11 protein-coding genes are annotated in these 13,028 nt (G+C 66.0%); 7 read left to right on the top strand and 4 right to left on the bottom strand.

Annotated elements, in window-relative coordinates; genetic code table 11:
- Positions 1 to 3: 3 nt before the first annotated feature.
- The 5 genes from CHB87_RS03645 to CHB87_RS03625 are packed head-to-tail and all read left to right on the top strand — an operon-like array spanning position 4 to position 6,647.
- Positions 4 to 2,778: a penicillin acylase family protein gene (locus CHB87_RS03645; RefSeq protein WP_089407004.1), complete on the top strand. Its 2,775-nt coding sequence runs from the start codon at positions 4 to 6 to the stop codon at positions 2,776 to 2,778.
- A 32-nt stretch (positions 2,779 to 2,810) separates the two neighbouring features.
- Entirely contained in the window at positions 2,811 to 4,508 is a 1,698-nt protein-coding gene (locus CHB87_RS03640; RefSeq protein ID WP_089407003.1) for a hypothetical protein, read from the top strand.
- An 11-nt stretch (positions 4,509 to 4,519) separates the two neighbouring features.
- A complete protein-coding gene (locus CHB87_RS03635) occupies positions 4,520 to 5,452 on the top strand; it encodes a polyprenyl synthetase family protein (protein ID WP_089407002.1) in 933 nt (310 codons plus the stop codon).
- A complete protein-coding gene (locus CHB87_RS03630) occupies positions 5,452 to 5,835 on the top strand; it encodes a metal-sulfur cluster assembly factor (protein WP_089407001.1) in 384 nt (127 codons plus the stop codon). Before CHB87_RS03635 ends, CHB87_RS03630 begins: the two co-directional genes overlap by 1 nt.
- Positions 5,836 to 5,855: 20 nt before the next feature.
- Complete coding sequence (locus tag CHB87_RS03625) at positions 5,856 to 6,647, top strand: class I SAM-dependent methyltransferase (protein ID WP_089407000.1); 792 nt, start codon at positions 5,856 to 5,858, stop codon at positions 6,645 to 6,647.
- A 223-nt stretch (positions 6,648 to 6,870) separates the two neighbouring features.
- Here CHB87_RS03625 and creD read toward each other — a convergent pair whose 3' ends face one another.
- The 4 genes from creD to CHB87_RS03605 all read right to left on the bottom strand — a co-directional run bounded on the left by creD (position 6,871) and on the right by CHB87_RS03605 (position 10,774).
- Complete coding sequence (gene creD, locus CHB87_RS03620) at positions 6,871 to 8,232, bottom strand: cell envelope integrity protein CreD (protein ID WP_089406999.1); 1,362 nt, start codon at positions 8,230 to 8,232, stop codon at positions 6,871 to 6,873.
- Between the two features lie 87 nt (positions 8,233 to 8,319).
- Complete coding sequence (locus tag CHB87_RS03615; RefSeq protein ID WP_089406998.1) at positions 8,320 to 8,709, bottom strand: transcriptional regulator; 390 nt, start codon at positions 8,707 to 8,709, stop codon at positions 8,320 to 8,322.
- Positions 8,706 to 9,314, bottom strand: a complete 609-nt coding sequence (locus CHB87_RS03610) for a hypothetical protein (protein WP_089406997.1) — start codon at positions 9,312 to 9,314, stop codon at positions 8,706 to 8,708. Before CHB87_RS03610 ends, CHB87_RS03615 begins: the two co-directional genes overlap by 4 nt.
- Positions 9,315 to 9,445: 131 nt before the next feature.
- The gene (locus CHB87_RS03605) at positions 9,446 to 10,774 is read right to left on the bottom strand and encodes a glycerate kinase type-2 family protein (protein ID WP_176441562.1); all 1,329 of its coding nucleotides are present in this window, start codon (positions 10,772 to 10,774) and stop codon (positions 9,446 to 9,448) included.
- A gap of 159 nt (positions 10,775 to 10,933) precedes the next feature.
- Here CHB87_RS03605 and adh point away from each other — a divergent pair, with 159 nt between their 5' ends.
- Both adh and CHB87_RS03595 read left to right on the top strand, forming a co-directional pair.
- A complete protein-coding gene (adh, locus tag CHB87_RS03600; protein WP_176441561.1) occupies positions 10,934 to 12,487 on the top strand; it encodes an aldehyde dehydrogenase in 1,554 nt (517 codons plus the stop codon).
- A gap of 92 nt (positions 12,488 to 12,579) precedes the next feature.
- Positions 12,580 to 12,951 carry a DUF779 domain-containing protein gene (locus CHB87_RS03595; RefSeq protein ID WP_089406994.1) on the top strand — a complete coding sequence of 124 codons (372 nt, stop codon included), beginning with the start codon at positions 12,580 to 12,582 and terminating at the stop codon, positions 12,949 to 12,951.
- Positions 12,952 to 13,028: the final 77 nt, after the last annotated feature.

Below are 13,028 nucleotides of genomic sequence, written 5' to 3'. Positions count from 1 at the left end.
AGCATGAGCTTCAGCGATCCTACCCCCGCGCACGATCCAGACTCCGCGCACGATTCGGAACCACGGCTCTTTACCCGCGCCTCCGCTGCGGAGCCGGAAGATCGGCCGAGGCGCCGAGGCCCCGGCAGCCTGCTGAAGATCGGAGTCGCCGCCGCCGTCCTCATCCCGCTGCTTGCGGCTGGAGGGGCGATCGGCGGACGCCACTGGCTTCGCCGCGCCGCAACCGACGCGCTGCCCCAGATCGACGGCTCGCTCGCCGTCCCCGGCCTCACCTCGCCGGTCACGGTCCAGCGCGACGCGCATGGCGTGCCCCACCTGCGCGCCGCCAGCATGGACGACCTCGTCCTCGCGCAGGGCTACACCACCGCGCAGGATCGCCTGTGGCAGATGGACATGATCCGCCGCCACGCCGCGGGCGAGCTGGCCGCCATCCTCGGTTCGAAGCTCGTCGCGCACGACCGCACCCAGCGTACGCTGCAGATTCGCGCCTCCGCCGATCGCGCCCTGGCCGCGCTGCCTGCCGACCAGCTCCACTGGCTGACGCTCTACGCCCAGGGCGTCAACGCGGCGATGGAGACCCAGCGCGCCAGCGGGCATCTTCCGGTCGAGTTCCGCGTCCTGCACTATGAGCCCGCGCCCTGGACGCCGCGCGATTCCCTGCTGGTCTCGCTTGCCATGTTCGAAGACCTGACCAACGCCTTCCCGCAGAAGCTCGCCCGCGAGGCGCTCTCCGCGCGGCTGCCGGCGCAGCTTGCCGCCGATCTCTACCCCGTCGGCTCCTGGCGCGACCATCCGCCCGCCGCCGGCGTGCTCGACCTGACCATCGAAGGCCCGCCCATCGAGGAGGTGCCGCTCGACGAGTCGCAGAATTTGTTCGCCCGGAACCAGCCAGTCGGCGACGCGATCGACCGCCTGCGCGAGCTGCACAGCAGCCTTGGCGCAAGCTGTCCCACCTGCACCTCCGGCTCGAACGACTGGGTCGTCGCCGGCTCGCGCACTGCCTCCGGTAAACCGTTGCTTTCAGACGACATGCACCTGCACCTCGGCGTGCCAGACACCTGGTACGAGATCGGCCTTTCGGGCCCGGACGACTTCGACGTCGCGGGCGTCTCGCTGCCCGGCGTGCCCTTCGTCGTCGTCGGCCACAACCGCCATATCGCCTGGGGCATCACCTACCTCTTCGCCGATGTGCAGGATCTCTACATCGAGCAGACGCGCGGCACGGGCGCGGCGACCGAGTTCCAGACTACGGACGGCGCCTGGCAACCGGTCGCGCATCACCCCGAGACGATCCAGGTGCGCGGCGGTAAGGATGTCTCGCTCGACGTGACGGCCACCGTCCATGGCGGGATCGAAACCCCGATCCTGACTCCAATCCTGCCCGGCGAGAGCCGCGGCATCGCTCTGCGCTGGACCGCATACGACCCCGCCCTCGTGCCCATGCCGCTCTTCGCCGTCGACAGCGCGCACGACTGGCCGAGCTTCACGGCCGCGGTCAGCGGCTTCGGCGGCCCGGCGCAGAACGCCGTCTACGCCGACGACCAGGGCCACATCGGCTACCACGCCATCGGCCGCGTGCCCATTCGCGGGCCGCACCAGCCCGCGCCGGCGGTCATCCCCGCCGACATCGCGGTGCCGAAGATCGAGCCGCCCATCGGCAAGACCATTCTGCCCTCGGACGAGAGTCCGCTTTCGCCAATCGGGATTGGATCGAACGAACCGAAGCCCGCGGTCGTCCCCATCGGCGCTCCGATCAGCTCGGTCCCCGTACAGGCCACGGCGGCGAACGAGTGGTCCGGCTACATTCCATTCGACCAGATGCCGCAGGTCTTCGACCCCGCGGGCGGCGTGCTCGCCACCGCCAACGCACGCATCACGCCCGACGACTACCCCTACCGGATCGCCGACAACTGGGCCGCACCCTATCGCAACGAGCGCATCTGGCACTTTCTGACCGCGCACAACAAGCTCACCGCGACCGACATGCTGGCGCTCCAGAACGACGTCTACTCCGACTTCGACCATGTGCTGGCGCAGCGCTTCGCCTATGCGATCGACCACAGCGCCGCGCTGGCTGCCCGCCCGGCCCGCGAGCAGAAGGGTCTGCGCCAGGCCGCCGATCTGCTGCGCAAGTGGAACGGCCGCATGGATGCCGACGCCGCGGCCCCGGCCATCGTCGCCGCCGCGCACCGGGCTCTGTGGCAGATCCTGCTCAGCACGCACGTCTCCGGCGCATCGCCCAAAGACGACCTCGGCGAGCTCTACCTCTGGAACCAGAAGGACTATGCGCTCGAACAGATCGTCGCGCACACGCCCGCGCGTTGGCTGCCCCCGGCCTTCAAGACATGGGACGACCTCATGGCCTCCGCACTCGACAAGGGCCTGAACGATGCGCACGCGCCCAGCGACCTGAGCACGTGGCGCTACGGCAAGGTTCATCCCTTCGAGATCGAACACCCGGTCTTCGAGGCCTCCACATGGCTTCGCCGGCTGCTTGGCTGGCCCATCGGCAGCGGCGCGCACCCGCTCTCCGGCGACCACTCCACGGTGAAGCAGGTCGACCGCAGCTTCGGGCCGTCCGAGCGTCTGACGGTCGATTTTGCGAACCTCGACGAATCGACCCTGAACGTGGTCATGGGCGAGTCCGGCAACCCGGCCAGCCCATGGTTCGCCGACCAGTTTCCCGCCTGGTACAAGGCCGCGACCTTCAAACTGCCCTTCAGCGAGCAGGCCGTGACGGCTGCCGCAACGCATAACCTGACGCTGACTCCCCGCTGACGGGCGCCCTGTATCCTAACCTTCAACCATCGATGCCTGCCCCTCGCACCAACCCGCGCCTGCACCTGGCCCTGATCCCGCTTGCGGCGCTCGTCGCAGTCCTGCCGCTGATCCTGCATGGCTGCTCCTGCGGGCACGACTTCGACTTCCACATCCTGAGCTGGATGGAGGCCGGGCAACAGCTTCTCCACGGCCACATGCCCCAGTGGGCCGACACCCCGGCATGGAACGCCGGCGAGCCGCGCTTCGTCTTTTACCCGCCGCTCTCCTGGCTGATCGGCGCTTTGCTGGGTCTGCTCCTGCCGTGGAAGTTTGCGCCCATCGCCTACACCTGGCTGGCCCTGACCGCGAGCGGCCTGGCTCTGCACCGGCTGGCGCGCGTCTACGCCGGACCAACGGCGGCGACGCTGGCCGCGATCCTCTACCTCGCGAATCCTTACATGCTCTTCACCGCGTACGAGCGCACTGCCTATGCCGAGCTGCTGGCCGCCGCATGGATGCCGCTGCTCCTGCAGGCCATCCTCGCCGAGGAGGTTACCGCACCGGCCATCGCCCTGCCGGTCGCGCTGCTGTGGCTGACCAACGCACCCGCAGGCGTGATGGGCTGCTACGCGCTGGCATTTCTCGGCGCCATCCGGCTGGCGCAGACGCCCGCAGGCAGACGCCTCAAGCTCGCCGCCAACGGATGCGGAGGACTGATGCTCGGCCTCTGCTCCATCGCCTTCTACCTGCTGCCCGCGGCCGCCGAACAGAAGTACGTGCAGGTCGCCATGGCCGTCATCCCCGGCATGCGCATCGCTGACAACACACTCTTCCACATCACCGGCGACGGCCCGCACGACGACGTGCTTCATACGGCCTCGGTCATTGCCGTCATCCTGCTCGCAGCCGCCATCCTTTCACTTGCCTTTTCATGGCTCGCCCCAAAAGTCCGTCATCCTGAGCGAAGCGAAGGATCCCCGTATTTGTTTTTCGCAAGGAGTAACCCAGCTTTCGCGCTGGGCGCTTTAACCGGCACCATCGCCCTGCTCCTCACCCCCATCGCGCTACCCGTCTGGCAGCACGCGCCCAAGCTCGCCTTCCTGCAGTTCCCGTGGCGCATCCTCGCCATTCTGGCAGCCGTCTTCGGCCTCGCCGCCGCCAAGGCATTGAATCCACTGCGTCTGAAACCCTTGTCCCTGACCGCCGTCGCACTGGCCGGGGCAGCTGCGTTGATCCTGCCCGCCTACCGCAACTTCGCCCAGCCCTGCGACCCGGCCGACACGGTCGAGGCGCGCCTGGCGCTCTTTCACTCCCCCGCCGGAACCGATCCCACCGACGAATATACCCCCGCCCCCGCCGATAACGACTCCCTGAAGCACGCCGACCCGCCCTACTGGCTCCTGCCTCCACAGGCCGCCTACGCCCAGCCGGTGCAGACGGCGCCTGGCCCCGCTCCGCGTCAACTTACGCTCAACCTGCCGCAGCCGGAGACGCTCGTTCTGAACCTGCGCGCCTACCCCTCTTGGCGTGTGACGCGCAACGGCCAGATCTTTCCCGCGAGGGTCGAACGCGCGGACGGCCTGCTCGCCCTGCCTCTGCCCGCCGGTCCGTCCAGCATCCTCGTGAAGGAGGCAAAACCGTGGCAGATGCCCGACCGAGCGGTCGGCGACGCCATCTCGGTCGTCAGCCTCGCGCTCTTCGCCCTCTACCGCGGACGGCGGCCAGCCGCATCGCGCGCAGTCGCGTAAAATCGAATGTGATGGCCCTCAACGTGAAAGACCTCCTCAGCTCTGGCGCCGCGCTCACCGATCAGGCTCTTGAACGCCTGCTTCCCGGCCCCGACACGCTCCCGCACTCCATCCACCGCGCCATGCGCCACAGCACCTTCGCGGGCGGCAAGCGGCTGCGTCCGATCCTCTGCATCGAAGCCGCGCGCATGGTCGCGGGAACGCTGCCCGAAGGCGTGGCCGACCTCGGCGCCGCGCTCGAGATGCTGCACACCTACTCGCTGATCCACGACGATCTGCCCGCGCTCGACAACGACGACCTGCGCCGCGGTCAGCCGACCTGCCACGTCGCCTTCGGCGAGGCGACCGCCATCCTCGCCGGCGACGCGCTGCAGACGCTCGCCTTCCAGACCATCGCCAGCCTGCCCGCCGCGCCCGCGACCGTCGTCGCCGTGCTGCGCGAGGTGGCGATCGCCGTCGGAACCGGCGTCGGCCGCGTGGGAGACCTCGAAACCTCGCTCGCCCCCGGCATGATCGGCGGACAGGTGATGGACATCGAAGGCGAGGGCGTAAAGCCCACCGCCGCCATGGTCGAGGCCATCCACCGCGCCAAGACCGGCGCGCTCATCACGGTCAGCATCGTCGCCGGAGGACTCTACGGCAGCGCGCAGCCCAGCGAAGACACGATCGCCCGCCTGCGCACCTTCGGCGAAAAGGCCGGCCTCGCCTTCCAGATCGTCGACGACGTGCTGGACATGACGCAGGACTCCGCCCAATTGGGCAAGACCGCCGGCAAGGACACCGCCGCCGACAAGGCCACGTGGCCCGCCGTCTACGGCATCGAGCGGTCGATCCAGGACGCAGAACAGCTCATCGCCGACGCCTTCGACGCGCTCACGCCCTTCGGCGAGGCAGCCGCGCCGCTCAAGGCGCTCGCCCAGTACCTGACGGCGCGCAAAAACTGATGAGCTTCACGGAAGACAACGTGATCGCCGCCCTGCGCGACTGCTACGACCCCGAGATCCCGCTGAACATCGTGGACCTCGGTCTGGTTCAGCGGATCGCCCTTGCGCCGGACCTCGACGTGCCCGGCGCGGGCATCGCCGGCGTGCCCCAGCGGCATCTGCTGACGCTCGACCTGATCCCCACCGGCGACGACGAGGGCAAGCAGGCGCAACTGACCGCGCAGATCCAGAACCGGCTCGCCGGCATCTTTGAGATCTCGCGGACGACCATCCATCTGCACGAGACGCCCGTGTGGACGCCGCAGCTCATCTCCCGCGAGGGCCGCCGCATCCTGAAGCTCGACCAGCCGCAGTTTCCCATCCTGAACAACCGCATCCGGTAGTGCGGGCTAAACTGGAGACAATGCCTCCCGCGAAACCCAGAACGCCGCGCAAGCCCAAGCTCGTCCCACCGCCCGCCCCCGCCTCCGAGCACCCGATCCATCCCTTCGATACGGCCTACGGGGTCGATACCAGCGGCCTGATCCCGCAGCGCGAGCTCCTCATCGGCCACCCCAACGACGAGCACATCACCGCCTACTACGGCGTCGCGCCCAGCATCCTGGATACGCTGATCGACCTGTGGCAGTTACTCAAACCGGCGCCGCTCTATCCGCTCGAACGCTACACCTTCGTTGACTTCGGCGCGGGCAAGGGACGCGCCATGCTCGCGGCCTCGCTGCAGCCGTTCAAGGCCGTCATCGGCGTGGAGATGAACCCCGCGCTCGCCGACATCGCCGAGGCGAACCTCGAAATCTTTCCGCTGCATGCAGCACCCCTTGCGCCAGCAAGGGTAGTTCAGATAGACGCGCTGGAGTTCGACCTGCCCAAAGGCCCCGTGCTCGCCTTCATGTTCCACCCGTTCGAGGCGCCCGTCCTGCGGCGCCTGCTGCGGCGCGTCGAGCACGCCTTCCACGACCGCGCGGGCGAGTTCGACCTGCTCTACGTCAACTCCGAACACGCGCCGGTGCTCGACCACAACCCGGCCTTTACGCAGCTCTTCTTCGGCAAGGTGGCGATGAGCACCGAGGACCATATCGCCGACCTCGCCGCCATCGCCGCGCAAAAAGAGTACGGCTCGACCGGCGACGAGGAGTGCGCCGTCTACCGCTTCACCGGCCGCAAGCCGATTGAGGCCAACCCCAATCTCGGTTAGGATGGAGAAGCGGGTTTAAAAGCGGGCAAAAGGGAGATTTTCGAATGAGTGCACACTCTGAAGCATCGTTTCTGGAGCGCTGGTGGGGGCTCCTGGTCATCGCCTACGGCGTCATCTTCGTCACATGCATCTGCTCGTGGATGCCGACCTGGTAAGAGTTCTTCGATAGAGTTTGCAAGCGAAGGGCACGGCTCATAAGCCGTGCCCTTGGCTTTTGTGACGACTACCCTACAATCTTGCCCGCACCTTCCCCCACTGGCATCGGCGAAGGAGCAGGCGCAGCAGCCTTGAGCAACTCACCGCCGGCCTTGTACCAATCCACCTTGCGCGTAACGACCATCACTGCGGCCAGCACAGCGAAGAGCAGCAGCGAGCCAAGGATGAGCGCGTTGTCCTCGCTGATCAGCAGACCGTACACCGCTGCATACAGCGTCGCCAGCATCGCGCCGAAGCCGACGCCGCGCGCGACGGCTCGCAGGACATACGAGAGATAAAATGTCAGCAGTCCAATGCATGCGACGCTCGCGATCATGTACGCCAGCGCGAACGCGATATGCTCCGAGAAACTGACCAGCAGCAGGAAGAAAATTGCCAGACCGAAGCCCACCAGCAGGTACTGCACCGGGTGGATCGGCAGCTCCTTCAACATCTCGAAGAGGAAGAAACCGCCGAAGGTCAGCACAACGAACAGGATGCCGTACTTCGTCGCGCGGTCGCTCAGCTTGTAGGGATCGATCGGCGTCAGCAGGCTCACATCCATCGTATCGATCGGCTTGGCCGAGACCATCTGAACCTGCGTTCCCGTGGCCAATGACGAAACATCCCATGACGCGGTAAACCCGTCGCGACTCACTGTCCTATTCCGTGGCAAAAACTTGCCGGCAAACAACGGCGAAGGCCACGCCGAACTCAACTCCACATGGTTGGAGTCGCCAACCGGCGCCATGCTGAACATCTCCGTCCCGTTCAGCGTCAGGTCGATGGCGAACTCCAGCTTACCGCTCAACTCCTTCCGCCCATGCAATGGAATCCGCAGATTCGGCTGCCATCCGAGCCCCGCTTCCCCGCCCTGCACCATAACCTCCGGCGCACCGTTCACCATCACCGCAGGCGTCCCGACGATGCCGCGAACGTCTCCCACGGACAACGCCAGGTATGGTTCTCCCCACTCAACCGTCCCCTTCGTCTCCGGCTGAACGATCTCCATCCCGCCGCTGAGATGCCCCACGTACTCGTACACCGTCACCGAGTACAGGCCATGCCGCAGCTGGTTCGGCTTTAGCCGTCCCCGCACGTCGAGAACGCGCGGAAAGCTCGTCGCCGTCAGCTTCTCGACGTGCTCGACTCGTTTCTTCGCACCCTCATCTCCATCCTCAAACGTCACCGTCGTCTGGGTATAAGGCCGCACCAGCACCGGCCCGACAATCGTCTGCGCGCCGGCATAGCTCGCGCCAATGCTCTTCAAGGCATCATCGCGATATTGCTGGCGGTCCGTGATCGCGCCGTTGACCATCGATAACACAATCAGGATTACACCCATGACCAAGCCAGTCACCAGCAGCTTCAACGCCATTGTCTTATTCATTGCGTCTCCTCAATATTGAATTTGCTTTGCATTGCAAAGTAATTCAGCGCGTAAAACTTTGCACTGCAAAGTTCGTCTTGAAAAAAACTAAGCCTTCGAAGGCGTAAGCCCACGCATCAGCACCGGCGCAGACTCATCTTCCTGAGCCATCTTCGCCGCGTCCTTCACCACCTGCTCGAGCGTCGTCAGGTATTCGAGATACCGCAGTCGCCCGGCGGAGGTGATCTTCACCACCGTCAGCGGACGGTTGCGGTCGTGGCCTTTGACGATCTCGACCATGCCCTCTGTTTCCAGCACCTTCAGGTGGCGGCTCAGGTTGCCGTCGGTCAGCGAGCACATCTGCTTCAGGTCGTTGAACGCCACGCCCTTGGGGTTGGTTATCAGCGAGGTCAGCACGCTCAACCGTGCGCGCTCGTGGATGACGCGGTCGAGCCCCTCATAGGCAAAGCGGCCCTCGGTCAGCGATACGTCGGTCATCGAGCGTCCTCCTGCGCGGAGAGGTACAGCACCGCCGCGACCATCATCTGCCCGACGCCGAAGCCGAGGCCCATCGTCCAGGGCGCGAGCGCCCGCGCATCGCCAAGCGCCAGGATCGCCAGCCCGCTGAGCAGATACCACGCTCCGGCTGCCGCCATCGGGCGCGGCAGGAAGCGGCACGACGAGAAGATGCCCACGCTGAAGACCACCTGCCACAAACCCGGCACGATCCAGATCACGCCCGGCACGCAGTACGTGAAGACGATCGTCATCAGCAGACCGGCGCCGAGCGCGGGCAGAAACTGCTCCACCGCCATGCGCAGCATCTCGTTCGACAGACCGGAGTGCATGCGCCGCGTGCGCCGGTACATCTGCCAGCCAGTCAGCGCGACCGAGACGACCGCCGTCAGCAGCCACAGGCTGAGGTAGCGCCGCATGTGCATCGGCGGATCGGGAATCCAGATCGCCTGCGCCGCCGCGGCCAGACCGGCGAAGGCGCTGGTCGCCACCAGCGTCGCCGGGCCGTAGCCGCGAAACTGCGTGCTCTGCGCCATCTCCCGGCGGATGCTGCCGATATCGCTCAACGCCTTTTGCAGGTCATTCATAGAGAGCCACTTTACAATGCAAAGTAGAGCAGGAGTGCGCGGAGAAGTCAATCGATCTTTCACTGGAGCGCGCAGGAAAAGACGTCTTCGAGAGCTGTAAGCTGACAGATCTCAGGCTCACAGCTCATGAATCATTGTTCGTTCACCGACAGCAGAATCCGCAGGTCGCGCACGTTGTTGCCCGACGGTCCGGTGACGACGGCATCGCCCAGAGCGGCGAAGAGCGGATAGCTGTCGAAGCCCGCAAGCGCCGCCTCGACGTTGAAACCGGCGGCGGACGCACGAGCGGCAGAGGACTCATCCGCGACGGCGGCGGCCGCCGGGCTGTGGCCGTCGATGCCGTCGGATCCGGCGCTGAGCACGGTCACGCGCTCGTCCGCGGCGGCGATGCGGCGCGCGCATTCGAGGACAAAGTGCTGGTTGCGGCCTCCGCGGCCGGGCGTGCCCGAGACAGGCACGGCGATCTCGCCCGCGCTCAGCAGGCAGACCTTCGCATGCTCGAGCCTCAGCCCGGCGAGGCGCGCCAGCAGATGCTCCGCCGCCTGGTCGAAGGGCTGCTCGTCGCAGGTGTTGTCGATGACGACGTGGTAGCCCAGGCCGACGGCGATCTCCGCCGCGAAGGCGCACATCTCGTCGCTCGAAAGCACGGTCTGGAGTGTGGCGTTGCGGAAGGCAGGGTGGCCGGCCTTGGGCGTCTCCGGAAGCGCGGGATCGGCAAACCAGGCAGCGACCCTCGGCGCGAAGGGTAGCGGGTTCGCGGCGAGAATCGCCTGGCAGTCGGCGACGGTGCTGGAGTCGGGCAGCGTCGGCCCGGAGCCCACCATATCCTCCATGCCCGAGGGCACGTCCGAGACGACCAGCGTACACTTCGCCGCCTTGCCCGCAAGCACGGCCAACCGGCCACCCTTCACCGCCGAAAGATGCTTGCGCAGGATGTTCATCTCGCGGATCGGCAGGCCGGAGTGCACCAGCACGCGGTTGAAGTCCGCGACATCAGCATCGGTGAAGCCCGCAGGGAGCGGCAGCTCCAGCATCGCCGACGACCCACCGCTGACGAGGAAGAAGACGAGCGTACGCGCATCGCAGCCGCGCAGCCTCTCGATCGCCCGCAGAGCCGCCGTGCGCGCGCTCGCGTCCGGAATGGGGTGCGAGGACTTCAGATACTCGACGCCCGGCCTCTGCGATGCGGGTATCTCCGGCGCGATCACCAGCGCATCCACGCCCTCCACGCAATCGAGCGCTTGAAGCAATCCCTCGGCCATCGGCGCCGCCGCCTTCCCGACCGCCAGCGCCAGAACCCGGTCATAGGCGCCCAGGTCGAAGGTCGAATCCCACGCCTCCAGAAGCCGGCCCCGGCGGCGGATGTTCATCTCCATCACGCGACGCACGTCGAGCCGCGCCATCGTGCGGGCGTGGATCTCGAGGATGGCGGAACGTCGGACGGCGCGTGTGTCGTTCATGCGGAAAGCCCTCACGCACAATCGTACGGGAACGATCTCGACGGTCGTACCCCGGCGGGTGTAGTCTTTCGTCCGCCAGGCCCAGCCCCTACCGGCTCCGCCCAAAATTTGGCAGCCTCGGTCGAGTAGAAACCCGATCAGGCAGAAAGAGTACGCACGATGGCTACCACCCTTCCACATCCGACCGCCGTCCACAGCCGCATCTCGCCCAGGAGCTACGGGATGCCTGTGAACCTCAAGAACTTCTACGGCAACTACATCGGCGGGCAGTTCGTCGAGCCGACCGCCGGCCAGTACTTCGAGAACGTCACGCCGGTCACCGGCGAGGTGCTGTGCCTCATTCCCCGCTCGACCGCCACCGATGTCAGTCACGCCATCGACGCCGCGCACGCGGCCAAGAACGCCTGGGGCAAGACCAGCACCACCGTCCGCGCGCGCATTCTGGAGCAGATCGCGCAGCGCATCGAGGACAACCTCGAATACCTCGCCACGGTCGAGACCTGGGATAACGGCAAGCCGATCCGCGAGACGCTGGCCGCCGACCTGCCGCTCTGCGTCGACCACTTCCGCTACTTCGCCGGCTGCATTCGCGCGCAGGAAGGCGGCATCTCCGAGATCGACCACGAGACCATCGCCTACCACTTCCACGAGCCGCTGGGCGTCGTCGCGATGATCATTCCGTGGAACTTCCCGCTGCTGATGGCGACCTGGAAGCTGGCGCCCGCGCTCGCCGCCGGCAACTGCGTCGTGCTGAAGCCGGCCGAGCAGACTCCGTTGTCCATCCTCGTTCTGCTGGAGCTGATCGGCGATCTTCTGCCGCCGGGCGTGCTGAACGTCGTCAACGGCTTCGGTCTGGAGGCCGGCAAGCCGCTCGCCAGCAGCAATCGCGTGAACAAGGTCGCCTTCACCGGTGAGACCACGACCGGCCGCCTCATCATGCAGTACGCCTCGCACAACATCATCCCGGTGACGCTGGAGCTGGGCGGCAAGAGTCCGAACATCTTCTTCGCCGATGTGATGAACGAGGACGACGCCTTCTTCGACAAGGCGCTCGAGGGCTTCACCATGTTCGCGCTCAACCAGGGCGAGGTCTGCACCTGCCCGTCGCGCGCGCTCATCCAGGAGTCGATCTATGACAGATTCATGGAGCGAGCCGTCAAACGGGTGCAGGCGATCAAGCGCGGCAACCCGCTCGACCGCGACACGATGATCGGCGCCCAGGCCAGCTCGGAGCAGTTGGAGAAGATCCTCAGCTACCTCGACATCGGCCGGCAGGAGGGCGCGAAGGTGCTGACCGGCGGCCAGCGATCGGATATCGGCCCCGACTTCGCAGGAGGCTATTACGTTGAACCGACCGTCTTCGAAGGACACAACAAGATGCGCATCTTCCAGGAGGAGATCTTCGGACCGGTCGTTTCGGTAACGACCTTCAAGGACGAGGCGCAGGCCATGGAGATCGCCAACGACACGCTCTACGGCCTCGGCTCGGGCGTGTGGACGCGGGACATCAACCGCGCCTACCGCTTCGGTCGCGGCATCCAGGCCGGGCGCGTATGGACCAACTGCTACCACCTCTATCCGGCGCACGCGGCGTTTGGAGGTTACAAGCAGTCCGGCATCGGACGCGAGAACCACAAGATGATGCTCGACCACTACCAGCAGACGAAGAACCAGCTCATCAGCTATAGCCCGAACAAGCTCGGCTTCTTCTAAACGAAAGGCAAACCGAGGCACAAACCGGGTGCCCCGCGATCGGCGCGGTCTCTTCGCGCCGATCGTGGGGGTACTCTCTGGAGGTCAAGCCCATGACGCCCGCACAGGTTCTCACCACCCCCGAAGCGAATCTCCTCATCGATCACCTTCGCCTGCTGCATGGGCCGGTCATGTTCCATCAGTCCGGCGGCTGCTGCGATGGCTCCTCGCCGATGTGCTATCCGCTGGGCGAGTTCATGCTGGGCGACAGCGACCACTTCCTCGGCACGGCCCACGGCGCAAACTTCTACATGAGCGAGTCGCAGTTCGAATACTGGAAGCACACGCAGCTTCTGCTGGACGTCGTCCCCGGCCGGGGCGGCATGTTCTCGCTCGAAAACGGCGAGGGCGTACGTTTTCTGATCCGGTCGCGCGTCTTCACCGATGTGGAGATCGACGAGCTTCGCATGGCGAACCTGATATAGTTCCGCCTCCCGTCCAACCGGAGACATCACGGACGCGTCTCACACCACAGGCCCGAATAAAAATTACAAGCCAAGGA

This window comes from Granulicella rosea (assembly GCF_900188085.1).
Lineage (GTDB): Bacteria > Acidobacteriota > Terriglobia > Terriglobales > Acidobacteriaceae > Edaphobacter > Edaphobacter rosea.
This window is presented reverse-complemented; position numbering and strand designations above follow the sequence as displayed.

Excerpts from the sequence above, each read along its gene's own strand:
- CHB87_RS03605 (WP_176441562.1), bottom strand. The coding sequence starts at position 10,774 with ATGAACGACACACGCGCCGTCCGACGTTCCGCCATCCTCGAGATCCAC.
- CHB87_RS03630 (WP_089407001.1), top strand. The coding sequence starts at position 5,452 with ATGAGCTTCACGGAAGACAACGTGATCGCCGCCCTGCGCGACTGCTAC.
- adh (WP_176441561.1), top strand. The coding sequence starts at position 10,934 with ATGGCTACCACCCTTCCACATCCGACCGCCGTCCACAGCCGCATCTCG.
- CHB87_RS03625 (WP_089407000.1), top strand. The coding sequence starts at position 5,856 with ATGCCTCCCGCGAAACCCAGAACGCCGCGCAAGCCCAAGCTCGTCCCA.
- CHB87_RS03640 (WP_089407003.1), top strand. The coding sequence starts at position 2,811 with ATGCCTGCCCCTCGCACCAACCCGCGCCTGCACCTGGCCCTGATCCCG.
- CHB87_RS03635 (WP_089407002.1), top strand. The coding sequence starts at position 4,520 with ATGGCCCTCAACGTGAAAGACCTCCTCAGCTCTGGCGCCGCGCTCACC.
- CHB87_RS03595 (WP_089406994.1), top strand. The coding sequence starts at position 12,580 with ATGACGCCCGCACAGGTTCTCACCACCCCCGAAGCGAATCTCCTCATC.
- creD (WP_089406999.1), bottom strand. The coding sequence starts at position 8,232 with ATGAATAAGACAATGGCGTTGAAGCTGCTGGTGACTGGCTTGGTCATG.
- CHB87_RS03645 (WP_089407004.1), top strand. The coding sequence starts at position 4 with ATGAGCTTCAGCGATCCTACCCCCGCGCACGATCCAGACTCCGCGCAC.
- CHB87_RS03610 (WP_089406997.1), bottom strand. The coding sequence starts at position 9,314 with ATGAATGACCTGCAAAAGGCGTTGAGCGATATCGGCAGCATCCGCCGG.
- CHB87_RS03615 (WP_089406998.1), bottom strand. The coding sequence starts at position 8,709 with ATGACCGACGTATCGCTGACCGAGGGCCGCTTTGCCTATGAGGGGCTC.